Source organism: Streptomyces sp. NPDC002835 (assembly GCF_053591995.1).
This window is the reverse complement of record NZ_JBSFUW010000033.1, coordinates 62,623-85,591: the sequence shown is the minus strand read 5'-3', so window position 1 is coordinate 85,591 and position 22,969 is coordinate 62,623. Positions and strand designations below refer to the sequence as shown.

Genomic DNA, 22,969 nt, shown 5'->3' with positions numbered 1-22,969 from the left:
CGGTCAGGTCTCCGGTCACGTCTCCGGTCACGTCTCCGGTCAGGACCGGGCCGCCGCGGCGACGCGGCGGCCCTCGTCCCGTACGCCGCACCCCGGCCGCCGACTTGAGCTGCTGTAGTGGTCACGATGCGTGTATCAGTGATGACAGCAGGTTCCCGAGGCGACGTCGCGCCGTTCACCGGCCTGGGGCACGAGCTGGCGCGTGCGGGGCACGAGGTCACGCTCGTGACCCACGAGTCCTTCGCCGCACTCGTGGGCCGCGCCGGCCTCGGCTTCCACGGGCTGCCCGTCGATCCCCGGGCCGAGTTGCTCACGGAGCACGGGCGACGGCTGCTGCGCAGCAGAAGCGGACCCGCGAAGCTGGCACGGCTCCTCACCATGGCCCGCCGCGTGATGCGCCGGATGGCGCACGGAATGCTGGAGGTGGCGCGGGAGAGCGACGTCCTGCTGCTGTCGGCGTCGGTGGCTCCGCTGGGCCGGGTCGTCGCCGACGGACTGGGCCTGCCGAGCCGCGGCGTATATCTGCAGCCCATCGCGCCGACGGGCGCGTTCCCGCCCTCCGTCCTCGGCGCGCGACCCTGGGGCCCGGCGGGGAACCGCGTGGCCGGACGGCTGGTCGGCGCGGCGCTGGACGCCGCGTTCGCCGAATCCGCCCGGATGCTGCGGGGCGAGCTCGGCGTCGCCCGTGACCGTGCCGGCGGCCGCCGCCGTGCCCGGGGCCGGCCGTTCTGGGCGTCACGGCTCACGGCGCTGGGGGTGTCGCCCGGAGCGGTGCCGCTGCGGCAGCTCACCGGTCCCGAGGTCCTGGCCGACGCACTGACCGCGGCCGTCGGCCGCCCCGAGTACCGGCTGCGGGCCGCCGAAGTCGCCGCGAAACTCCGGCAGGAGGACGCGACGACGCCGGTACTGGCCGCGCTGGAACGGTACGAACGAGGCGCGGGCGGAACACCGGGGTAGCCGGGCCGCATCCCCGGGCACGTCCCGGCCGGCCGCTCGCCGGCCGGGACATCGGGGCCATCGGGTCAGGCGAGGTCGAAGCGGTCGAGGTTCATCACCTTGTCCCACGCCGTCACGAAGTCGCGTACGAACTTCTCTCCGCCGTCCTGGGCCGCGTAGACCTCGGACACGGCTCGCAGCTGGGAGTCCGCACCGAAGACCAGGTCGACGGCGGTGGCGGTCCATTTGACGTCGCCCGTGGCACGATCCCGGCCCTCGAACACGTTCTCGTCCGAGGTCGACGCCTTCCACTCGGTCCCCATGTCGAGCAGGTTCGTGAAGAAGTCGGTGGTCAGCGTCTCCGGCCGGGAGGTGAAGACACCGTGCGGAGATTGCCGGAAGCCGGTGTTCAGGGCCCGCATACCGCCGATCAGCACCGTCATCTCGGGAGCGGTCAGCGTCAGCAGGTTGGCGCGGTCCAGCAGGAGCGTCTCCGGCGACAGCTTCTCGCCCGCCCGCAGGTAGTTGCGGAAGCCGTCCGCCTTCGGTTCGAGGACGGAGAACGTGTCCGCGTCGGTCTGCTCCTGCGAGGCGTCGGTGCGCCCCGGCGCGAACGGGACGGTGATGTCGTGGCCGGCGTTCTTGGCGGCCTGCTCGACGGCCGCGCAGCCGCCCAGGACGATCAGGTCGGCGAGCGAGATCTTCTTTCCGCCGGTCTGCGAGCGGTTGAAGTCCTCCCGGACCTGCTCGAGGGTCCGCAGCACCTCGGCCACCTCGGGCTGGTCGTTGACCTCCCAGTCCTTCTGCGGAGCGAGCCGAATCCGTGCCCCGTTGGCCCCGCCGCGCTTGTCGGTGCCGCGGAAGGTCGCCGCGGACGCCCAAGCGGTGGCGACCAATTGGGAGACGGACAGCCCCGAGGCGAGGACCCGCTCCTTGAGGGCCGCGACGTCCGCGTCCACGACCAGCTCGTGATCGACCTCGGGGACCGGGTCCTGCCACAGCTGGGGCTCGGGAACCCACGGGCCGAGATAGCGCGATACGGGCCCCATGTCGCGGTGCAGCAGTTTGTACCACGCCTTCGCGAACGCGTCCGCGAGCAGGTCCGGGTTCTCGCGGAACCTCTTCGTGATCGGGCCGTAGACCGGATCCACCTTCAGCGCGAGGTCCGTCGTCAGCATCATCGGAGCGTGCGACTTCGAGGGATCATGGGCATCGGGCACGGTGCCCTGGGCCGCCGGATCCGTGGGAGTCCACTGCTGCGCGCCGGCGGGACTCGTCGTCAACTCCCAGTCGTACTTGTAGAGATTGTCCAGATACTCGTTGTTCCACCTCGTCGGCTCTGACGTCCACGCGCCCTCCAGCCCACTGGTGAGCGCGTCGGAGCCCTTGCCGCTGCCGTAGGTGTTCCGCCAGCCGATCCCCTGCTGCTCGACGGGGGCGGCCTCGGGTTCCGGACCGATGTACGAGGGGTCGACGGCGCCGTGGCACTTGCCGAACGTGTGGCCGCCGACGATGAGCGCGGCCGTCTCCTCGTCGTTCATCGCCATCCGCGCGAAGGTCTCGCGGATGTCCCTGGCGGCGGCCCTCGGATCCGGGTTGCCGTTGGGCCCCTCCGGATTGACGTAGATGAGTCCCATCTGCACGGCGCCGAAAGGAGCGGCGAGTTCCCGGTCACCGCTGTAGCGCTCGTCGCCGAGCCAGGTGTCCTCGGGCCCCCAGAAGATCTCCTCGGGCTCCCAGATGTCCTCCCGCCCGAATCCGAATCCGAACGTCTTGAACCCCATCGATTCCATGGCGCAGTTACCGGTGAACACCAGCAGGTCGGCCCAGGAGATCTGCCGCCCGTACTTCTGCTTGAGCGGCCAGAGCAGCCGGCGCGCCTTGTCGAGACTCGCGTTGTCCGGCCAGCTGTTGAGGGGCGCGAATCGCTGGGCGCCGGAGCCGCCACCGCCGCGGCCGTCGGCGATGCGGTACGTGCCCGCAGCGTGCCAGCTCATCCGGATGAAGAGCGGCCCGTAATGTCCGTAGTCGGCAGGCCACCATTCCTGCGAGTTCGTCATCATGTCGAAGATGTCCTGCTTCAGCGCCTCGACGTCCAGATTCGCGAACTCCGCCGCGTAGTCGAAGTCCTCGTCCATCGGATTGGACCGGGGCGAGTGCTGATGCAGAACCTGCAGGTCCAGCTGGTTCGGCCACCAGTCCCGATTCGTCCGCGGCCGGGTCGCCGTGGGAGTCGGGGAGGGGATTACTGGGTTCTCGCTTTCGCTGCCGGACACGTCCGTCCTTCTTTCCTGTCTCGGTGTTCTGCTTCTGCGGGCTGCTTGCGGGCCTGCGGCCGGCGAGAACCTTTCCTCAACTACGACGCCGATGATCGAGCCTGTGCCGGCATTCGTATGGTCGCGCACCGCGCACCGCATCGCTAAGAGAACACGCAGAGCGCCCCCGCCTATCAAGCTCTCGACGTCCAGAGTCCTTTGGGCCCGGTTCATCGGACACCGAAATGAAAATAGGAAAGGGATCGAGGTGGCGCATCCCCGGCCTCCGGCGCGCGCCATGGACGTGTTGCCGCCGATATCCTGCATGGCATGGACAACTCATATGATGGCCTCGACGACGTCCAGGTCGCGACAGCGGCGGCACGGGCCGGCGCGGACGTGGTGCGCGGCCTGTACGGCCGGCGGCTCGCCCGTATCGACAAAGGGGCCGGGGACTTCGCCACCGAGGCCGACGTGGAGGCCGAGAAGGCGATCCTCGGCGTCATCCGGGCCGCCCGGCCCGACGACGCCGTCCTCGGCGAAGAGGGCGGTCAGCAGGGCGCCACGGACACCGCGCGCCAGTGGTTGGTCGATCCCCTGTGCGGCACGCTGAACTACGCGGTTGGCAACATGCTGGTGGCCGTCAACGTGGCGCTGCGCGACGGGGCGGCCGCGGTGGCCGACCCGTTCAGCGGCGAGATCTTCTTCACCGACGGCGAGAGTGCCCGGGTGCGGTACGACGGTGCCGACACCCGGCTGGCGCCCACGCCCGTCACGCGGCTCGTGGACGTCAACCTGGACCCGCCGTTCCCGAGCGCCCCCGGCTTCCGGGCCGTGGACCTGCTGGCCCGGCCCGAGTTCGCCGCATCCTTCCGGCCGCGGGTCGTGTCCACGACGCTGGCGCTGGCCTGGGTCGCCGCCGGCAAGCGCGCCGCATACGTCACCGACGGCGGCGACCTGTCAGGAAGCGTCCATTTCGCCGCCGGCATCGCCCTGTGCCGCGCCGCCGGATGCGTGGTCACCGGGATCGACGGGACCCCGGCCGGCCGGTCGGGCCGCGGACTCGTCGTGGCCGCCGACGGTGAAACCCACGAGCTGCTGATGTCGGCGATCCGAGGCTGAAGCCGGCACGGGGTCGCCGCCGGTCACCCGCCGCTGCCGACGACCGCCGCCAACTCGGCGGCGGACTCGGGGGTCAGGCGGTAGAACCCCTGGAGGCTGATCGAGCGTTCGAGACGGCCGTCCACCACGTATTTCAGCCCGCGGGTCTGGCCCCGGCGGTTTCGCCAGGTCAGCCCCGGCAGCAGGTCGCCGGGTATCGGCGTGTCGAAGCGTACGGGCGTCGCGTCCACGTGTACGGGCGTGGCGCCGCAGCCGTCGGCGCCGAGCATCGACCAGTCGCCGTGCCCGGGAAACGCCGGGTCCTCCCACGTCTTGGGCGCGGTGCCGCAGCAGTCGCGCCGCTCCATGTCGACCACCCGCATCCGGCTCACCACGTACACGACGAACCGGTTGACGTGCAGGGCGTACACCTCGTCCCCGGCACGTGCACCCGACCAGGCGGGCAGGGACGAATGCACGCCGCTGAAGGCGACCGGCGGCCGCTCGCCCACGCGGCTCGTCCTGCGCAGGGCACGGCAGGTGTCATGGGTCCACAGGACGGTGAAGGCATCAGACATGGAGTGATCGTATGAAGCGGCACTGACACCCGGGCAGCCATGACCTTCGGGCAGTGCCATCCCGTGGCCGGATGTGACAGAAACAGGTCATTGCGGCCGCGAGGCACGCCGACCACGATGGCGGCATGCCCGTACCACGCAGAGTCGTCATCGTCGCCTTTCCCGGAGTGGAACTCCTCGACGTCACCGGTCCGGCCGAGGTCTTCTCCGTCGCCTCTGGCGTCGCCGGCGCTGACCGTGCCGGCTACCGGGTGGAGATCGCGGCGCCCCGGGCAGGCGAACTGCCCACCTCCAGCGGGGTCCGGCTGGTCGCCGACGTGGCCCTCGCGGACATGGGCGGGCAGGTGGACACCCTGCTCGTGGCGGGTGCGATCAACCTGGTCGGCCGCGGCGTAGAACCGGTCGTCGACGCCGCCGTCGTCGAGTGGCTGCGTACGGCGGCTCCCCGGGCCCGCCGGACCGCCTCGGTCTGCGTGGGTGCGCATGTGCTGGCCGCGGCGGGGCTTCTGGACGGGCTGTCCGCCACCACGCACTGGCTCACCGCCGAGCGGCTCGCCGCCGACCACCCGCGGGTCGCCGTCGACCCGGATCCGATCTTCATCCGGGCCGGGCAGGTGTGGACCTGCGCGGGTGTCACCTCCGGGATGGACATGGCCCTGGCCATGGTCGCGGAGGACCACGGCCAGGCCGTGGCGCTCGCCACCGCGCGTCTGATGGTCATGTATGTGAAACGCTCCGGAGGGCAGAGCCAGTTCAGCGTGCCGCTCTCGGCCCACGCACCGTCGGGCGACCGGATCGACGAGCTGCGCCGGTGGATCGCCGACCATCTCGCCGATGACCTGTCGATCGAAGCACTCGCCGAGCGGATGCATCTGAGCGTGCGCCACTTCGCCCGGCTGTTCCGGCAGCGCACCGGCAGCACGCCCGCCGCGTACGTCGAAGCGGTCCGGGTGGAGGCCGCGCGCCGCCTCCTGGAAGAGACCGACCGCGCTCTGCCCGACGTGGCGACCGCGAGCGGACTCGGCTCCGTGGAGACCCTGCACCGGGCCTTCCGGCGGCGGCTCGTCACCACTCCGGCCGAATACCGGCGCCGTTTCCGGTCCCCTTCCGCCGCCGACGCCGCCGGCGCGTTTCCCGCCGGCCCTCTCCCGCTGCCCGACGGGATTTCCGCACCATGACCCGCAGAGAGAGTCCCATGCCGCTGACCTCGTTCCCCGACTCGCCGCTCGCCCGCGCCGCCGACCAGCTGCTGTGCGCCGCGAGCCCTCCGACGCTGGTGGCCCACTGCCACCGCACCTACCGTTTCGGCTCGGCTTTCCTCGACGGACAGCGGCGCGCCTTCGACGCCGAGGCGCTGTTCATCGCATCGGCCCTGCACGACCTGGCGCTGACCGAGACGTACGACGACCCCCGGACCCCGTTCGAGGTGCACGGCGCCCGGCTGGCCGAACAGGAGCTGCTGTCCCGAGGAGCGCGGCCCGATCTGGCCGGACTGGTCCGGGACGCGATCGCCCTGCACCTGGAGCTCACCACCGCCGACGACCCCCGGCCGGAAGTGGCAGCGGTCCACCTGGGCGCAGCGGCGGACGTCATCGGGTTGCGCCTGGACCAACTGCCGCCCGGCCTCCTCGCCGAGGTGCTCGAACTCCACCCCCGCCAGGGGTTCGCCGCGTTCGTGACCGAGGCGGTACGCGGCCAGGCGGCCGCCAAGCCGGACTCGCGGATCGCCCTCCTGATCCGGCACGCCGGTTTCCTTGACCTGGTCGCCGCGGCGCGGTTCGAGGACTGAGAGCACCACCGGGACTGACGGATCACTTCGCCGATCCTCGACGCGACCGGGCTCCACCGGCCGCACTCTGGAGAAACCATGTCCCACACGAAGATCATTGCCATGCCCGTCCTCGGCAAGCACGCGATCAACACCTACCTGCTGCTGGGCCGGCGCGCCGTCGTCGTCGACGCGGGGACACCGGGCAACGGCCGCAGGATCTACGACCAGGTCGCCCGGCACGGAGTGGACCCCCGGGACATCGCACTGATCGTCCTGACGCACGGTCACATCGACCACTTCGGCTCCGCGGCCGAACTGCACCGGCTCACCGGTGCGCCGGTCGCGGGCCATGTCGCCGACCTCGGCCCGTACAACTCCGGCCGCTCACGCCGGCCGTACCTGCCGACCGGGGCGATGGGACGCCTCGTGAACAGAAGCAGGGCCGTGCACGTCACCGTGGAGCGAGTCGATCCCGATGTCCTCATCAGGGGAGAGACGAGTCTGCACGACTACGGGATCAAGGCCCGCATCATGCCCACTCCGGGACACACCGCCGGCTCGGTGTCCGTCCTCACCGACGCGGGCGATCTCGTCGCCGGCGACCTGGTGGCCAACTCCTTCATGGGTCTGATCACCGGCAGGCCGGCCAACCCGCCCTTCCACGACGACCCCCTGCGCAACCTGGCCAGCCTGCGCGAGATGCTCGCGCTGAAGCCGACCACCCTGTACGTGGGCCACGGCACCGCGCTCGACCCCGACCGGGTGCGCCGGTGGGCGGACAAGGAGGAACGCCGACTGCGCGGACTTGCGGCCAAGGGCCGTCTGCGCCGGCGAACAGAGCACGAGGGTTCCCGTACGGAGCCCACCACCGGAGCGGGCTGAAACCGTCGGCCGGCGCGAGGGGGCGTTCAGGCCGGCCGAGGCGCTGCCTATGGCCCGGGCTCACGCCAGGCCGGTGCCACGGGGGATGGACTACCGGGACCGCCCCCCGGGGGCCGACTCGCGCTCGTCGCGAGGGTCCTTCCCGTGGGCGCTCATCCCTTTGGCGGCGGCCTGTGTGATGTTGCGCGCCATGCCGCCGAACACCACGGCGTGGAACGGCGAGACGCTCCACCAGTAGGCGTGACCGAGGAGGCCGCGGGGGTGGAACAGGGCCCGCTGGCGGTAGCGGGTGCGGCCCTCGACGTCGTGCTCGGCGTACATCTCGAGCCAGGCGAGGCCGGGCAGCCGCATCTCCGCACGCAACCGCAGCAGATGCCCGGCCTCGATCTCCTCCACCCGCCAGAAGTCGAGCGAGTCGCCGACTCTCAGGTGCTCGGCGTCCCGGCGGCCGCGGCGCAGCCCCACACCGCCGACGAAACGGTCCAGCCAGCCGCGGACCGCCCAGGCGAGCGGAAAGGAGTACCAGCCGTTGTCCCCGCCGATGCCCTCGATCACTTTCCACAGAGCCTCGGGGGACGCCTCGACCGCCAGCTGCCGGTCGTCCTCGTAGAGGCTGCCGCCGGCCCAGTCGGGGTCGGTCGGCAGCGGGTCGCTGGGCGCGCCGGGCAGCGCGGCCGACGACCAGCGGGTGGCGACCTGTGCCTGGCGTACCCGCCGCAGCGCCAGGGCGAGGGCTTCGTCGAACGGAAGGGGTCGGCCGGGGGAGTCGGGCACGTAGCGGGCGATGTCGTGCTCCTGGCAGACGACCTCGTGGCGCAGTGACTCCGTCAGCGGTCGTGCGAGCGAAGCGGGCACCGGCGTGACGAGTCCGACCCAGAGACTGGACAGACGGGGAGTCAGCACCGGCACGGGCACGATCAGCCGCTGCCGCAGGCCTGCGACGACGGCGTACCGGCGCATCATCTCCCGGTAGGTCAGGACGTCCGGTCCGCCGATGTCGAAGGCCCGGTCGACGTCGTCCGGCATGGTGGCCGAGCCGACGAGATACCGCAGCACGTCACGGACCGCGACGGGCTGGACGCGGGTGTGCACCCAGCTGGGGGTGACCATGACCGGCAGCCGTTCTGTCAGGTAGCGCAGCATCTCGAAGGACGCGGAGCCGGAGCCGATGACGACCGCGGCCCGCAGTACGGTGGCGGGCACCGCCGCGTCGGCGAAGATCTGACCGACCTCGGCGCGTGAGCGCAGATGCGGCGACAGTGACCGCTGCGGAACACCCCGTGGCGTGAGCCCACCCAGATAGACGATCCGCCGTACCCCCGCGGCGTGCGCCTTCTCGGCGAAGGCCCGGGCCGCCCGGCGGTCGGTCTCCTCGAACCCCGAGCCGCTGCCGAGTGCGTGGACCAGGTAGTAGGCGACGTCGATCCCGCGCATGGCGCCGGTCAGCGAGTCGGCGTCGGTGACATCGCCCTCGACCACCTCGACGCGGCCCGACCAGGGGTGATCGCGCAGCTTGCCCGGAGTGCGGGCCAGGCAGCGCACCCGGTGGCCCGCCTCCAGCAGTTCGGGCACCAGCCGCCCGCCGATGTATCCGGACGCACCGGTCACCAGACAGTGCAGCCCCTCGGTGTCCGACGTTCGGCCAGTGTCCACGTCCAGCTCCTCCACGGCTCGTGCGTGTCTGCTGCTCCGATCATGGGCGCGGCAGGGCCGCCGTGCCCCCTGCGGCGGCCCGGCCACCGCCGGTCGGGACGCGGAACCGCGAGCCGGACGCTCGGCGACCACGTCGACCTGGGCTTCGCCCTGTGGCGGGCCCGCGGATGCGGAGTGCCGGAGCTGTCACCCGGTCGGCGGTCAATCCGGATCCGGGCCCGGGTGCGCGAGGCCGCTCGTGTCCCCACAGCGGGCTCGTCGTGTACGCCGTCGCAGGCATCCTTCTGCGATACCGCGCCACCTCGGCCACGGCAGGCCGGGCGGCCGCCAACCGCCCGGCCGTACATGCCACTACGCGTGCACAGCGCCCTCCGCCGGCGCATGGCCGGACTCACGCTCACGGGCGAGTGTGCTCGGCCACCACGCCTTCGGCCCGATGTCCACCACCAGGGCGGGGACCAGTAGCGAGCGGACCACGAGGGTGTCCAGCAGGACGCCGAAGGCGACGATGAACGCGATCTGGACCAGGAACGCCAGCGGGATCACCATCAGGGCCGCGAAGGTCGCCGCCAGCACCACGCCCGCCGAGGTGATGACCCCGCCGGTCGTGGTCAGTCCCCGCAGTACGCCCTGGCGGGTGCCGTGCGTGAGCGTCTCCTCCCGCACGCGGGACATGAGAAAGATGTTGTAGTCCACGCCGAGCGCCACCAGGAACACGAACCCGTACAGCGGCACCGACGCGTCCGTGCCGCTGAAGCCGAGGAGCTTCTCGAAGACGAGCGCCGAGACGCCCAGTGTCGCCAGGAAGTTGAGCGCCACCGTGGCCACCAGCAGCACGGGGATCAGCAGCGAGCGCAGCAGCAGGACGAGGATCAGCACGATGATGCCGAGAACGACGGGGACGATGATCGACCGGTCGCGTTCGGCGGTCCGCTGGGTGTCGTACTGCTGTGCCGTGAAGCCGCCCACCAGGGCATCGGCGCCCGGCAGGGCGTGCACCTCGTCGCGCAGCCGCCGTACCGTCTCCTTGGCCGTGTCGCTGTCGGCGGCCGCCTCCAGGGTGGCGTCGATACGCACCCGGCCGTCCACGACGAGCGGTTCACCGGCGCCCGGCCGGCCTGACGCAGAGACGGCGCCGGCCGACGCCACTCCTTCGGTGCGCTCGGCGGCGGCCGTCACCTCCGAAGCCTTGCCGGCGTCGGCGATGATGACGACCGGGTTGCCCGAGCCGCCCGGGAAGTGCTTGCCGAGCGTCTCCTGTGCGGCGACCGAGGGTGCGTCGTTGACGAAGATCTCGTCGAGGGGCACTCCCTTGGCGGACAGCGTCGTGGAGAAGGCGGCGAATGCCGTGAGTACGAGGGCGGTCGAGACCCACACACGCCGGGGCGCCCGGTCGACGAGCGCGGCGACCCGGCGCCACACGCCGTGGCCCTCAGCGGTGGCGTCCGAGGGCTTCGGGCGGGCCGGCCAGTAGGCAGCACGGCCGAACAGGGCCAGGACGGCCGGCAGGAACGTCAGCGTGGCGAGCACGGCGCACACGATGCCGATGGCTCCGACCGGCCCGAGGGCGCGGTTGTTGGTGAGGTCGCTGGCGAGCAGGGCCAGCAGTCCCAGCGCCACGGTCGCCGCGCTCGCCGTCACGGCGCCGAACGAGCGGCGCACCGCTGCCAGGACGGCGGCCGCGCGGTCCTGGCCGCTCGCCAGTTCCTCCCGGAAGCGGGCGGCGAGCAGCAGCGCGTAGTCGGTGGAGGCGCCGATCACCAGGATGGAGAGGATGCCCTGCACCTGGCCGTCCACCCGAACCACGTCCCGTTCGGCCAGCGCGTACACGATCGCGCATGCCAGGCCGAGTGCGAAGACCGCGCTCAGAATGATCACGAACGGCAGCAGCACGCTCCGGTACACGAGCAGCAGGATCAGCAGCACGGCCACGAGTGCCACACCCAGCAGCAGGCCGTCGATACCGGCGAAGGCGTCCGCCAGATCGGCCTGGCTCGCCGCCGGACCGGCGATCTGCGCCACCGTCCCGGGCACGCCCTGCGCCGCCTCGCGGAGCTCGTCGAGAACAGCGGGCAGCTCCTCTCCGAGGTCGGGCTCGAGCTGGACGACGGCTTGCAGGGCCCGGCCGTCCTCGGCCAGGAGTGCGGGCGACGGCTGCCCGGCGAAGCCCGGGCGGCCGGCCAGCGCCCCCACCGTCTGCGTGGCCGCGGCCTGCTGCGCCGCGGTGACCTGTCCGCCGTCCGCCGTCCAGACGACGATCGCCGGCAGCGTTTCCGACTGGTCGAACGCCTTACGCGCCTCGAGCACCCGGGTGGACTCGGCGCTGCGGGGCAGGAAGGCGGCCTGATCGTTGGTGGCGACCTCGCCCAGTTTGCCCGCGTACGGGCCGAGCGTTCCCCCGATGCCCAGCCAGGCGACCAGCAGGACCAGCGGTACCGCCCACCGGGCCCAGCGTGGTGCGTTCCTCATGTGCGTCCCCAAAGTAGTCGTGCAGAACTAAGTCGATTGTCAAGTATCTCAATCATCGAGAGAATATAGACTGATCAGATGCACCGCACCGAAACCCCCTCGCCGACACTTCCGGCCGAGGTCCCGATCGGGTTGCAGGAGTTCGCCGTACTGCTGCGCCGTATGAACGGCGAGTTCAACCGCATCGCCCAGGAGTTCGCCCGGGCCCAGGGCCTGCACCTCACGGATGTGCAGGCGCTGATCGCCGTCCTGGACAACGACGAGGACGCCGGGCCGATGACGCCCGGCAGGCTGCGCAAGCAGTTGGACCTCACCTCGGGCGCCATGACCGCCTGCCTCGACCGGCTGGAGAAGGCCGGCCACCTCCGGCGCGTGAGGGCGGCCGACGACCGCCGTGTCGTCCACCTGCACTACGCCGAGGCGGCCAAGGAGGTGGCCAGGGACTACTTCAGGCCCCTCGCCCGCGGAACCGACGCCGCGCGGGGCCGCTTCACCGAGGAGGAGCTGCGCGTGGTGGCCCGCTTCCTCGCCGAGATGAACGGGGAACTCGCCCGGCTCCGCCGCTGACGGACCTCGTGCTCGCGGCCGCGGAAGAGCGGACCGCGCTTCGGTCGGTTCGGTCGGTCATCTGATGAGTGGTCAGAACGTTTACAACTCGTCCCGTCTTGATTCCGGTCCGGGAGTCTGCCACCGTCACTCACGCAACTGGCCCCCCACGAAGCGAACTTGGCGGGCGACACCGCGGGTGGGCAGCCGCCGACGCAGCGGGCTGCCGGCCCTCCGCGATCCGTGAGCCGGTGGACCGCCGGGCTCTGGCGATCGTGAGACGCGGCGCCCCCGACAAGCACGCAGCGACCGGGGGAGCACGTCGGAATCGACCGCCACGTGCCGCGCGGGAAGCCGCTCCGGCGCTGCTTCCCGCGCGGCGCGGCGTGCGAAGCGGTGTCCCCTCCACCTGATCGCTCGTGAGGTCTCGCGCGAACGAAACGGCGCCCCGCCATGCCGGGCCGGCCCCGACTACCAGGGACGCGTCCTGGTCGCCAACAACGTGTCGTACGACAACGGCGGCTCGGGCATCCACTCCTACAAGAGCCGGCACGTGGACATCCTGCACAACACGGCGTACCGCAACGGCCGCAGCACCCGCATGGACAGCTACGCCAACATCTACGCCCACGACAGCGAGGACGTCAGGCTGCTCAACAACATCAGCTACGGCCGCCCCGGCCAGGCCACTAACTCCAAGTCCCGCAACATGGACGTCACTTACGACTACAACGTCTACTACGGCGGGCAGGCGCCCGAGGTGAAGGGCCCGCACGACATCGTCGCCGACCCCAGGATCGTCGAGCCCGGCGACGGCGCCAAGGACGCGTTCCGGCTGCGCAGCGGCTCTCCGGCCATCGGCTCGGCCAAGCCGCTGCCCGAGGTCGCCACGGACATCACCGGCGCCCGCCGCGTCGCCGGCGCACCCGACCGCGGGGCGTACGCCTTCACCACGAGCGGCGCGGCGCCCGGGGCCGGGGCCGGTTCCACGGCGCCGTCCCAGGACGACGCCTCCTCACAGAACTCCGGCGCCCCGGCCACCGAACCGTCCGACGGACAGCACACGAGCCCCGCGGACGAGACGGGCGCCGGTAAGGCGATCGACGACCGGGCCGACGGCGACAGCGAACCGCTGGCCAAGACCGGGGCCGAGGTGGCGGCGCCCCTCGGGCCGGCCGCGGTGGCGCTGGCGTTCGGCGCGGGGATCGTCCTCCTGATCCGCCGCAAGCGTTCCTGACGGTTCTCCGCCCCTCACGAACCCCGCTGCCCGGGCATCCCCCGCCCGGGCAGCGGACCCCACGGCACCGGCTGCCGGCGGGCTCTCCCCTCCTGCCAGACTTGCGTCCCATGGCGGCACACACCAACACAACACACTCCCTCGACGCCACCGCGGCGGTCCCCGATCCGGTGCCCGATCCGCCGCGCGTCGCCTGGCGCAAGGACATGAGACACCGCGTACTGGACGCCGCACGCGACCTGACGTGTGCCTCCGGCTGGGACCGGGTGAGCCTGTCGGCCGTCGCGGAGGCGGCCCAGGTGTCCCGGCCCTCGGTCTACAAGGAGTTCGGCAACCGGGCCGGACTCGGCCGCGCCCTGGTCATCCGGGAGACACGCGAATTCCTGGAAAGCGTGGGCCAGGCACTCTACCCCGGACTCCCGGACAGCCGCGCCTCCCTGGAGACGGCCGTCTTCTTCGTCCTCACCGAGGCCCACCGCAACCCGCTCGTACGGGCCGTCGTCATGGCCGCCAGGGCGGGCTCCGACAGCCTGCTGCCCTACCTCACCGCACGCGCCGACCCGGTCTTCGACGCCGCCCAGAGCCTGCTGCGCGCGTGGTTCACCGAGCGCTTCCCCGGCCGGGACGAGGAACTCGTCGCCACGGCGGCGGACATCACCGTACGGATGACCATCAGCCACCTCCTCCTCCCCGGCGCGGACCCCCGACCCACCGCGGAACGGCTCTCCCTCGCCGTGCTGAAGGTGTTGCGATAGGCGCCCGGGTTCGCGGCGATCGTGCCGGATGCGGTGCTCCGCGATCGCGACGGAATGTCTCGCGGGGCGGCGGGTACGCGCGAACCGAGCCCCGACGCGGCAGGGTCGTCCGAGGAAGCGGGGGCGACAGCGCAGGGCGACCCGGCGTAACGCTGTGCGACTCGACCGGCACGAGCGGCGTCGCCGGGACCGGCAGGTCCCGGACACAAGACACCACACGCCCGAGGAGAATCGGTGAGGAAGAACATCTTCGTGATCGGTCTGGACGACTCCAACCTGCACACCCTGCTCGACGTACCAGGCGCCGACGAGTACCGCTTCCACCCGCTGTTGACCATGGAGGAGCTGCAGGTCGGCGAGGTGTCCGTGCCCGAACTGCTGGACAAGGCACACGGCGTCCTGGACGCCTTCGAGGGCGGCATCGACGCGATCGTCGGCTACTGGGACTTCCCGGTCAGCACCCTTGTACCCCTCCTGAGCGAGCGGTACGGCACGCGCAGCACCTCCCTGGAGTCGGTCGTCAAGTGCGAGCACAAGTACTGGAGCCGCCTGGAGCAGCAGAAGGCCGTGGAGGAGCACCCCCGCTTCGGCCGGGTCGATCTGGAGGCCCGCGACCCGCGCCCGCCCGAGGGCGTCCGCTTCCCGATGTGGCTCAAGCCGGCGCTGTCGTACTCGTCGGAGCTGGCCTTCGGCGTGAAGGACGAGGACGAGTTCCGCGCGGCGGTGGAGCAGATCCGCCAGGGGGTCGCCCGCGTCGGGCGCCCGTTCGAGTACATCCTCGACCGGCTGGACCTGCCGCCGGAGATGGACGGCGTCGGAGGCCAGGTGTGCCTGGCGGAGGAGGCGCTGTCCGGCATCCAGGTCGCCGTCGAGGGGTACGTCCACAACGGCGAGGTCACCGTCTACGGCGCGCTGGACTCCATCAACTACCCCGACAGCTCGTCCTTTCTGCGCCACCAGTACCCCTCCACGCTGCCCGAACCCGTGGTGCGGCGGCTGCGCGACGTCTCCGAGCGCGTGATCCGCCGGATCGGGATGGACGCGGCGACGTTCAGCATCGAGTACTTCTACGATCCGCGGACCGACGCGATCAACCTCCTGGAGATCAACCCCCGGCACTCCCAGTCGCACGCCGAGTTGTTCGAGTACGTCGACGGCGTGCCCAACCACCACTGCATGGTCAGCCTGGCTCTGGGCAAGGACCCGAGCCTGCCCGACGGCGCCGGCCGCTACAAGACCGCCGCGAAGTGGTACTACCGCTGGTTCGCGGACGGTGTGGTGCACGACGTGCCCTCGGACGACGAACTGCGGCGCATCGAGCGGGAGATCCCCGGCGTGCGGATCGACATGGTGCCCGAGGAGGGGCAGCGGCTGTCGCAGCTGCACGAGCAGGACAGCTACAGCTTCGAGCTGGCCCACATCTTCACCGGAGGGGACAGCGAGGAGGACCTGCGCAAGAAGTACGACCGCTGCGTGGCCGCCCTCAACCTGACCTTCGACCGGCCGGCGCCCGGCGGCGCCTGAGTCGCGACGGCCCCGGTCCCGGTGTGCCGGACAGGCTCCGGGGCACCCGTCCGGGCGAGCGAGGACAAGGAGTGATGCTGCCGTATGCGCTATGTGAGCAACCTGCCCTGCGCGACAACGGAAGAGGAGCACGTCGCCGTCCCCATGTCCGACGGCGTCTGCCTGTCGGCCAGGATCTGGCGCCCCGTCTCCTCGGACGCGGAGCCCGTGCCGGCCGTGCTGGAGTACATCCCGTACCGCAAACGCGACCTGTCCTCCGTACGGGACTCCGTGCACCACCCCTACATCGCCGGCCACGGCTACGCCTGCGTCCGCGTCGACCTGCGTGGCACCGGCGAGTCGGAGGGCGTGCTCGCGGACGAGTACCTGGAGCAGGAGCAGCGCGACGCGGAGGAAGTCCTCGCCTGGCTGGCCGAGCAGCCCTGGTGCGACGGCAGCACCGGCATGATGGGCATCTCCTGGGGCGCGTTCGCCGCCCTTCAGGTCGCCGCACGGCAGCCGCCGAGCCTGCGGGCCGTCGTCATCGCCTCCTTCACCGACGACCGGTACGCCGACGACATGCACTACATGGGCGGCGCCATGCTGTCGGACAACCTGGCGGAGGCCGGCACCATGTTCGCCTACGCCACCTGCCCGCCGGACCCCGCCGTCGTGGGCGGGCGCTGGCGCGAGATGTGGCACGAACGGCTGGAGAACACCCGCCCGTGGGTGCTGGAGTGGCTGCGGCACCAGCGCCGCGACGGGTACTGGCAGCATGCCTCGGTCTGCGAGAACTACCAGGACGTGCGCTGCCCCGTCCTCGCCTCCAGCGGCTGGGCCGACGGCTACTCCAACGCCGTGATCCGCTTGCTGGAGAACCTGGACGTGCCGCGCAAGGGCCTGATCGGCCCGTGGTCGCACAAGTACCCGCACCTCGGCGAACCGGGCCCCGCCATCGGCTATCTGCAAGAGGTGGTCGCCTGGTGGGACCACTGGCTCAAGGGCGTCGACAACGGGGTCATGGACGGGCCGATGCTGCGGACCTGGATGCAGGACAGCGTGCCGCCCTCCACCTCTTACGAGGACCGGCCCGGCCGCTGGGTGGGCGAACCGTCCTGGCCCTCACCGCATGTCGAGCCGACCGCCCACCCGTTGAGCCGGCACCGCATCGGCAGCCCCGGCGCCCCGGTGCCCGGCGACGAGGTCCTGACCGTGCAGTCGCCCCTGTCCGTCGGGCAGTTCGCCGGCAAGTGGGCCTCGTACAACGCGCCGCCCGACCTGCCCTACGACCAGCGGGAGGAGGACGGCGGGTCGCTGGTCTTCGAGACGGACCGGCTCACCGAGCCCGTCGAGATCCTCGGCCCGCCCAGCGTCGAACTGGACCTGTCCGTCAGCGAACCGATCGCCATGGTCGCCGCCCGGCTGTCCGACGTGGCTCCCGACGGCAGCGCCACCCGCGTCACGTACGGCCTGCTCAATCTCGCCCACCGCGACGAGACGGGAATCCCGGAGCCACTGGAACCGGGCACCCGCTACCGGGCGACCGTCCACCTCAACGGTGTGGCCCAGCGCTTCCCGGCGGGACACCGCATCCGGCTGTCGCTGTCCACCTCGTACTGGCCGCTCGCCTGGCCCCCGCCCCGGCCGGTGCTGCTGAGCGTTCACGAAGGCACCAGCAGCCTGACGCTGCCGCTGCGCCGGGCAGGGGAGTCCGACCCCCTCTCCGAGCGGCCGTTCGGAGAGCCCGAGGGCACGGTGCCCCTCGCCACCACCCAGCTCACCTCCCCGGAACAGCGCTGGGAGGTCAAGCGGGACCTGGTCGGCTACGAGTCCGAGCTCGAGATCGTCAAGGACCGCGGCCTCGTGCGCTACGACGACATCGGCCTCGACGTCGGCCTGCGCGCCTACGAGAGGTACAGCGCGGTCGCCGACGACTTCACCTCGGTCGGCGGCGAGTCGTCCTGGACCATGCGGTTCCGCCGGGACGACCGGGACGGCGAGGACTGGGACGTGCGAGTGGAGACGCGTACGAGGCTGAGCTCCAGCGAGACGGAGTTCTTCGTCGACGCCACGCTGGACGGTTTCGAGAACGACCGGCGGGTCTTCTCCCGTACGTGGAACGAGACGCTGCCCCGCGACCACCTGTGAGCGCTACGCACCGGCCCGTAGCCCCTGACCGCTGGGCATACCGATCGGTATGCTCGGGTCGCCATGTCCTCCGTCAGAGGGCGCCGACATCTGTGAAAGGGGTGTTTCGTGGCGATCGACCCCACGGGCGCCGATCTCAAGCGCCTGCTCGCCGAGAACCCCGGCGAGCCGGTGGTGATGCTCAACCTGCTGCGCTTCGCGCCGGACGGCCGCAGCCTGTACCAGCAGTACGCCCGACACCTCGAGCAGACTTTCCTGCCCCGCTACGGCGGGAAAGTGCTGTACGCGGGCTCCGGCGCGACCGCTCTGGTGGCCGAGGACGGGCAGGCCTGGGACGCCGTCATACTCGTGCGTTACCCGAGCGCGGAGGCGTTCACCCGCATGGTGGCGGACCCCGAGTACCAGGCCGTCACCGAGCTGCGGACCCGCGCTCTGAGCGAGGCCGTTCTGCAGCCCACGACCCAGTGGGGTGCGGACGGGGCCGGTCTCTGACCGTTGTGTCGTTGTGCCGTTGTGCCGTTGGGCTGTTGGGGCGGACTTCCTGCCCCGGCGCACAACGCGGCCCTCAGGGCCGCGGGTTCGAGCGCTGCCAGCGGGGCCGGGCGTCGGAGCCCCTGCGGCCGGCGGCCGCTCCGCAGCGTGGACACACCCGCTGGACGCGGTCCGCCGCACCGCCCGATTCGGGAAACACTTCGGGCCAGGGCACATGGGGGAAGCGGACCAGGTGTGAACGGCTGAGGGACAGCCCGCACCGGTTTCGTTCCTGCCCTGCTCCCACGCGTGGGCCTCACCCGCCGGCAGCCTCCGGCTGCTCTCCTCGTCCCGCCACTGCCCGGAGGCCGCCACGGCGTAGCGCCTGCTCACGGCCATGACGGCCGATCGCGGCGGCGGTGCGCGACCGGGACTTCGGCCCGGTTCACCCGGTCCACCTGTCGCTCCTGTCCAGGTCCCGTTCCCACGATTCGGTGTCGTAGTCGCGTACGACATGCACGGCGGCCTCCTCGGCCGCCGCCGCACCGCCGTCGATGCCCACGTCGGAGGCGAACAGCTCCCTGTCGGTGTCCGGGTGCGCGCCCTCGTCGGGCGCGACGAGCCGTCCCGCCCGCCGGGTCCCGGCCTCGGGATCGATCGGCTCGCCCTCGCCGCCGGGCAGATCGCCGATGCCGTCCCCGTCGTCCGCCGCCGTGTCGGGCAGCTCCTGGCCCAGCCGCTCGTCGAGGGACTCGCCGTCGTGCTGCTCCGCCGCGGTCGTACCCGTCCTGTTCACCCCGAGCGGCTTCTCCGGCGGCGAATAGCCCTCGTCGAGGATGTCGTCGTAACTGCGCTCGTCCACCGCGTCCTGCAGATCCAGTGGCGCGGCGTCCTCCTGCTCCTCGTTGCTGCCCGTCGGCTGGTAGACGTCGTCGGCCATGCTGCCGTCGCTCGTCATGACTGCCTCCCTTCTCCCCGCCCCGACCCCGCGCCGGGCCGGACGATGCGGCCCCGGTGCGGCAGGCGTTTCGGACAGGGGTCGTACGAGACGGTATCCACGGGCGGACGGCCGTGGGGCCGCGCGTCGGGCGTGGCGCTCGAGGGCGGCTTCGTTCCTGTGGGAGACATGCGACTGGCCAAGGACGGTCTCCTCCTCTCCGCGCGGAACCGCGTACCGTCGCGTCGCGAGTGCCCCTGCCCGCCGGCGCGAACCCTCCGCCGCCCGCCGCGCCGCGCACCAGCCCGCATCCGTCTCCTGGACGGGCACGGGGCCGACCTTCGCCTGGCGGCCGTGGTCGGCTCCCGCTGCCGCGTGAGTGGCTGCCGGGCCCGTGAGGCGGCACGCTGGCTGTGTGGGTGGTGCGCCGATCGTCGTGCACCGGCCGTCCGCGTCGGGCGGCCGGCGGGTGAGCGTGCACCTGCACGGCCGGGACGAGATCCTGGGGACCGCCTACTCCGATCACGACCTGGTCGTCTTCCTCGAGGCGAGCGGGATCGAGGACCCGGACACGGTGATCGACGACCCGGGCTGGGTCGAGTGGCGCGGCGGCCGCGCCCACCAGTGGACCGCCGCCTGACCCACCGGGCACCGACCTGCACCGCGAGGACCGGACACCGCCGGGCCGCGCGGGACGAGGCGAAGGAGGACGGTTGTGCGTGCGCGGGACCTTGCCGAGGCGTATCCGTTCGTGACGACCGACGACGGCGCGATGGACGCGGCCAGGATGCTGGCCGAACGGTCGCTCCCGGCCCTGCTCGTCCTCGACGCGGACGGCCATCCCTACGCGATCGTGCCCGGTTCGCAGCTCGTGCGGCAGCTCATGCCCCACTACATCGTCGAGGACCCGCGGCTCGCGGCCGTCGTCGACGAGCGACACGACACGGATGTCGCCGAGCGGCTGGCGGGACTCACCGTCGCGGAATGGGCCCCCCGGAGCGCGTTCCCCCCGCCGGTCGTCGGCCCTGACGCCCGCCCGATGGAGGTCGCCGCGCTGATGGCCCGTACGCGCAGCCCTCTGATCGCGGTCATCGAGCGCGACGCCGACGGCGTACGCCTGCTCGGCACGGTCACCGCCGCCCGGCTGATGGCGCACTTCATCGAGGTGAAGTGACGCGTCCTCCCCCGGGGGCGGGGCGCCGGCGCCGCGGCTGTCGCTTCGGCCGGCACGTGCGTACAGGTTCAGGTCCGGGTGCGAGTCCGGGTGCAGGTACAGGTCAGGAGAACCATGCGTGGGTGGACAGTTCGGGCCGGACCCCCCGGTGCACCCGGCCGAGGACGACCGCGCTGGACACCAGTCCGACGTGGCTGAGAGCCTGCGGAAAGTTCCCCAGGAAGGCGCCGGTGCCGGGGTCTATCTCCTCGGAGAGCAGACCGAGAGGGCTGGCGTAGGAGCAGAGCCGCTCGAAAAGCTCCGAGGCTTCCTCGACGCGCCCCTGCCCGGCGAGATTGTCCACGAGCCAGAAGCTGCACAGGACGAACGCGCCCTCGGGTTCGTCCAGTCCGTCCGGTGACAGCTCTGGCAGGTAGCGGTGGAGCAGCCCGCCGCCGGCGTCGAGCCGGCTCGCCATGGCACGGGTGGTGGCCACCATGCGGGGGTGGTCCGCGGGCACGACCCGCCGCAGCGGGAGGGCGAGCAGCGAGGCGTCGAGACCGCCACCGGGGCCGAGGTGCTCGGTGAGCGTGCCGGTGTCCTCGTCCCAGGCCTCGCGCAGGATGTGGTCGGTCAGGCGACTCGCCTCCTTGGCCCACGTGTCCGCGTCACCGGGCAGGTCCAGGCGGTCGACGAGCCGGGCGGCCCGGTCGAGAGCCACTTGGCACATCGCGGCGGAGTAGGTGAAGGGACGGCCGGCGGTGCGTACCTCCCAGATACCGCGGTCCGGGGTCTGCCAGGCGTGACGTGCCTGCCCGGCCAGAGCGGCCAGGCGCTGCCACAGGCCTTTGTCGAGCCGGCCGCCGGTCGCCGTCCACTGGAACGCGCAGTCCAGGATCTCCCCGTACACGTCGTGCTGGATCTGTTCGGCAGCGGCGTTTCCCCAGCGCACCGGGGCCGACGCACGGTAGCCCTCCAGTTCCTCGTCGACCGTCTCGGTCTGAGGCAGGCGCCCGTCGACGTCGTAGAGAACCCGCGGCCGGTCGCTCCACCGGGCTGTGGTGAGGGCCCAGTGCAGAAAGCCACCGGCCTCCATGGGCAGTCCGATACGCCGTAGCGCGAAGACCGCGTACGCGGCGTCTCGTATCCAGGTGTAGCGGTAGTCCCAGTTCCGGCTGCCCCCGATGTGCTCCGGCAGGGACGAGGTGGGGGCCGCGATCATGGCGCCGTTCTCGACGTAGTCCAGGAGCTTGAGGGTGATCGCCGAACGTCGCACCAGATCGGCCTGGGGAACGTCACGCACCACCTGCGCCGACCAGCGCCGCCACGCCTGGACGGTGTCCTCGAGCGCCGAGTCGACCCATTCGACGGAGGTCCGCACAGGCCCGCCCCAGCTGAGCGTGAGCGCCAGCCTCTCTCCGGAGCGCAACGGCAGCGTGCAGTCGCAGCCGGGCAAGGGGCGCGACGATCCCAGATGGAGAGAGACGCCCTGCTGGGCGCAGGTGAGGCGCCAGCTGTAGGGCTGCCGCTCGGTGCGGACGTCGCCGCGTGGCCGGAGGAGTACGCGCAGATCGACGCTGCCGGAAAGGACGTGTACGCGCCTGGCCAGGACGTGGGCCCCCGCTCGTTCGTCCTCCTCCAGAAGGGCCTCGGGCCGGAGCAGGAACGCGTCGGTCACCTCGGCCACACCCGTGGGCGTCTGCAGCCGCGTGACGAGCACAGCGGTGTCGTCCACATACCGTTGGCTGCTGCTGTGCAGCCCGTCCGGGGCGACGAGGAACCGCCCGCCGTGCCGGTTGTCCAGCAGGTCGCAGAACAGCGGCGGGGAGTCGAAGCGGGGCACGCACATGAAGCTGACGGCGCCGTCCCGTCCCACCAGGGCGGAACCGCGGCCGTCCCCGAGCAGCCCGTGATCGGCTATCGGAAGGTACCCGTCACGTTCCTCCAGACGCCTCAGCCCGTTGCTGCCCATAAGGCTCCCTTCCCGCCCGCCGACGAGTCGAGGTGCTGCCCCGTCACCGCCGCCGGGACCGGACTGCGCGAGTGCCGTGGAGCCGGCTGCACCGGGGCTCTGCGTGCTGTACGGCGAAACGCACGCATGCACCTGCGGAGCCGGGCGGGTACCCCCATTCCGCGCCTCCAGACGCCGGCGGTCGGACCGCCGGCGTCCCTTGGACCGCCCCGCAGCCCGATCGCGACTCGGCTGAGCTGTTCAACGAGGTAGACGGTCACTGGTGAATGATCAGCCCATGAACGAGATCGTGTTGATGTCGGATCCGAGGGTTGCCGCGGTACCCGTTGATGAGTGTGACGAGCCGTTGCGGGACTGTCGCAGTGTGCTGCGCGTCGACCGACGACGGTCCGATACGGCATCAGAACCGGCTGGTGATGATCAGGGCCCTCACCGCGGTCGGCATGGTGAACTACCCGACCGAGTGGTGGCACTGGTCCTACGGGGACCGCTACTGGGCCTTGGCCGCAGGGGCCGCTGCCGCTCACTACGGCCCGTGGCGCCGGGGCTGAGCCTGACGCCGCCTGGTCGTGGCTGCGAACCGGAACGGGGCCGAGACGCGG

19 protein-coding genes and 2 pseudogenes are annotated in these 22,969 nt (G+C 71.6%); 14 read left to right on the top strand and 7 right to left on the bottom strand.

Translation table 11 applies throughout. The annotated features are described in order from the left end of the window. Window positions 1–141 precede the first annotated feature (141 nt). Window positions 142–957: a glycosyltransferase gene (locus tag ACWD01_RS28545; RefSeq protein WP_451165667.1), complete on the top strand. Its 816-nt coding sequence runs from the start codon at window positions 142–144 to the stop codon at window positions 955–957. Between the two features lie 65 nt (window positions 958–1,022). On the opposite strand, the gene katG is transcribed toward ACWD01_RS28545, so the two are convergent. Beyond that, the gene (gene katG / locus ACWD01_RS28540; protein ID WP_451165666.1) at window positions 1,023–3,212 is read right to left on the bottom strand and encodes a catalase/peroxidase HPI; all 2,190 of its coding nucleotides are present in this window, start codon (window positions 3,210–3,212) and stop codon (window positions 1,023–1,025) included. A 309-nt stretch (window positions 3,213–3,521) separates the two neighbouring features. Between katG and ACWD01_RS28535 the strand changes: the two genes are divergently transcribed. Beyond that, the gene (locus tag ACWD01_RS28535) at window positions 3,522–4,313 is read left to right on the top strand and encodes an inositol monophosphatase family protein (protein WP_451165665.1); all 792 of its coding nucleotides are present in this window, start codon (window positions 3,522–3,524) and stop codon (window positions 4,311–4,313) included. A 23-nt stretch (window positions 4,314–4,336) separates the two neighbouring features. Here the strand turns inward: ACWD01_RS28535 and ACWD01_RS28530 are convergent, their stop codons facing one another. Further along, window positions 4,337–4,870, bottom strand: coding sequence for a hypothetical protein (locus tag ACWD01_RS28530; protein ID WP_451165664.1), 534 nt, complete (start codon window positions 4,868–4,870; stop codon window positions 4,337–4,339). A gap of 125 nt (window positions 4,871–4,995) precedes the next feature. On the opposite strand from ACWD01_RS28530, the gene ACWD01_RS28525 reads away from it, so the two are divergent. The 3 genes from ACWD01_RS28525 (at window position 4,996) to ACWD01_RS28515 (ending at window position 7,523) form a co-directional block, all read left to right on the top strand. Next, window positions 4,996–6,048 carry a GlxA family transcriptional regulator gene (locus tag ACWD01_RS28525; protein WP_451165663.1) on the top strand — a complete coding sequence of 351 codons (1,053 nt, stop codon included), beginning with the start codon at window positions 4,996–4,998 and terminating at the stop codon, window positions 6,046–6,048. Beyond that, window positions 6,045–6,659, top strand: a complete 615-nt coding sequence (locus ACWD01_RS28520; protein WP_451165662.1) for an HD domain-containing protein — start codon at window positions 6,045–6,047, stop codon at window positions 6,657–6,659. Before ACWD01_RS28525 ends, ACWD01_RS28520 begins: the two co-directional genes overlap by 4 nt. A 78-nt stretch (window positions 6,660–6,737) precedes the next feature. Continuing rightward, window positions 6,738–7,523, top strand: a complete 786-nt coding sequence (locus tag ACWD01_RS28515; RefSeq protein WP_451165661.1) for an MBL fold metallo-hydrolase — start codon at window positions 6,738–6,740, stop codon at window positions 7,521–7,523. A gap of 90 nt (window positions 7,524–7,613) precedes the next feature. Here ACWD01_RS28515 and ACWD01_RS28510 read toward each other — a convergent pair whose 3' ends face one another. Together ACWD01_RS28510 and ACWD01_RS28505 are read right to left on the bottom strand one after the other, a co-directional pair. Continuing rightward, window positions 7,614–9,176, bottom strand: coding sequence for an SDR family oxidoreductase (locus tag ACWD01_RS28510; protein ID WP_451165660.1), 1,563 nt, complete (start codon window positions 9,174–9,176; stop codon window positions 7,614–7,616). Window positions 9,177–9,527: 351 nt separating this feature from the next. Then, window positions 9,528–11,645 carry an MMPL family transporter gene (locus ACWD01_RS28505; RefSeq protein WP_451165659.1) on the bottom strand — a complete coding sequence of 706 codons (2,118 nt, stop codon included), beginning with the start codon at window positions 11,643–11,645 and terminating at the stop codon, window positions 9,528–9,530. Window positions 11,646–11,723: 78 nt separating this feature from the next. Here ACWD01_RS28505 and ACWD01_RS28500 point away from each other — a divergent pair, with 78 nt between their 5' ends. The 6 genes from ACWD01_RS28500 to ACWD01_RS28475 all read left to right on the top strand — a co-directional run bounded on the left by ACWD01_RS28500 (window position 11,724) and on the right by ACWD01_RS28475 (window position 18,326). Then, window positions 11,724–12,212 (top strand): MarR family winged helix-turn-helix transcriptional regulator, encoded by a 489-nt coding sequence (locus ACWD01_RS28500; RefSeq protein ID WP_451165658.1) that lies wholly within the window; start codon window positions 11,724–11,726, stop codon window positions 12,210–12,212. A 481-nt stretch (window positions 12,213–12,693) separates the two neighbouring features. Then, window positions 12,694–13,428, top strand: a complete 735-nt coding sequence (locus ACWD01_RS28495; protein ID WP_451165657.1) for a choice-of-anchor Q domain-containing protein — start codon at window positions 12,694–12,696, stop codon at window positions 13,426–13,428. Window positions 13,429–13,538: 110 nt separating this feature from the next. After that, window positions 13,539–14,183, top strand: coding sequence for a TetR family transcriptional regulator (locus tag ACWD01_RS28490; protein ID WP_451165656.1), 645 nt, complete (start codon window positions 13,539–13,541; stop codon window positions 14,181–14,183). A gap of 234 nt (window positions 14,184–14,417) precedes the next feature. Next, complete coding sequence (locus ACWD01_RS28485) at window positions 14,418–15,707, top strand: ATP-grasp domain-containing protein (RefSeq protein ID WP_451165655.1); 1,290 nt, start codon at window positions 14,418–14,420, stop codon at window positions 15,705–15,707. 84 nt (window positions 15,708–15,791) lie between these two features. Then, complete coding sequence (locus tag ACWD01_RS28480) at window positions 15,792–17,834, top strand: CocE/NonD family hydrolase (RefSeq protein ID WP_451165654.1); 2,043 nt, start codon at window positions 15,792–15,794, stop codon at window positions 17,832–17,834. A 108-nt stretch (window positions 17,835–17,942) separates the two neighbouring features. Then, a complete protein-coding gene (locus ACWD01_RS28475) occupies window positions 17,943–18,326 on the top strand; it encodes a DUF1330 domain-containing protein (RefSeq protein WP_451165653.1) in 384 nt (127 codons plus the stop codon). 73 nt (window positions 18,327–18,399) lie between these two features. Here ACWD01_RS28475 and ACWD01_RS28470 read toward each other — a convergent pair. Both ACWD01_RS28470 and ACWD01_RS28465 read right to left on the bottom strand, forming a co-directional pair. Next, window positions 18,400–18,704, bottom strand: a pseudogene (locus ACWD01_RS28470) (hypothetical protein). Between the two features lie 46 nt (window positions 18,705–18,750). Further along, on the bottom strand, window positions 18,751–19,263 hold the full coding sequence (locus tag ACWD01_RS28465; protein ID WP_451165652.1) for a DUF5709 domain-containing protein: 513 nt from the start codon (window positions 19,261–19,263) through the stop codon (window positions 18,751–18,753). 394 nt (window positions 19,264–19,657) lie between these two features. Here ACWD01_RS28465 and ACWD01_RS28460 point away from each other — a divergent pair, with 394 nt between their 5' ends. Together ACWD01_RS28460 and ACWD01_RS28455 are read left to right on the top strand one after the other, a co-directional pair. Next, window positions 19,658–19,882 (top strand): hypothetical protein, encoded by a 225-nt coding sequence (locus ACWD01_RS28460; RefSeq protein ID WP_451165651.1) that lies wholly within the window; start codon window positions 19,658–19,660, stop codon window positions 19,880–19,882. A 75-nt stretch (window positions 19,883–19,957) separates the two neighbouring features. Then, the gene (locus tag ACWD01_RS28455; protein ID WP_451165650.1) at window positions 19,958–20,416 is read left to right on the top strand and encodes a CBS domain-containing protein; all 459 of its coding nucleotides are present in this window, start codon (window positions 19,958–19,960) and stop codon (window positions 20,414–20,416) included. Between the two features lie 103 nt (window positions 20,417–20,519). On the opposite strand, the gene ACWD01_RS28450 is transcribed toward ACWD01_RS28455, so the two are convergent. Then, entirely contained in the window at window positions 20,520–22,367 is a 1,848-nt protein-coding gene (locus tag ACWD01_RS28450; protein ID WP_451165649.1) for a glycoside hydrolase family 15 protein, read from the bottom strand. A 407-nt stretch (window positions 22,368–22,774) separates the two neighbouring features. On the opposite strand from ACWD01_RS28450, the pseudogene ACWD01_RS28445 reads away from it, so the two are divergent. Next, window positions 22,775–22,918: pseudogene (locus ACWD01_RS28445) on the top strand (M15 family metallopeptidase); the annotation flags it as partial. Window positions 22,919–22,969: the final 51 nt, after the last annotated feature.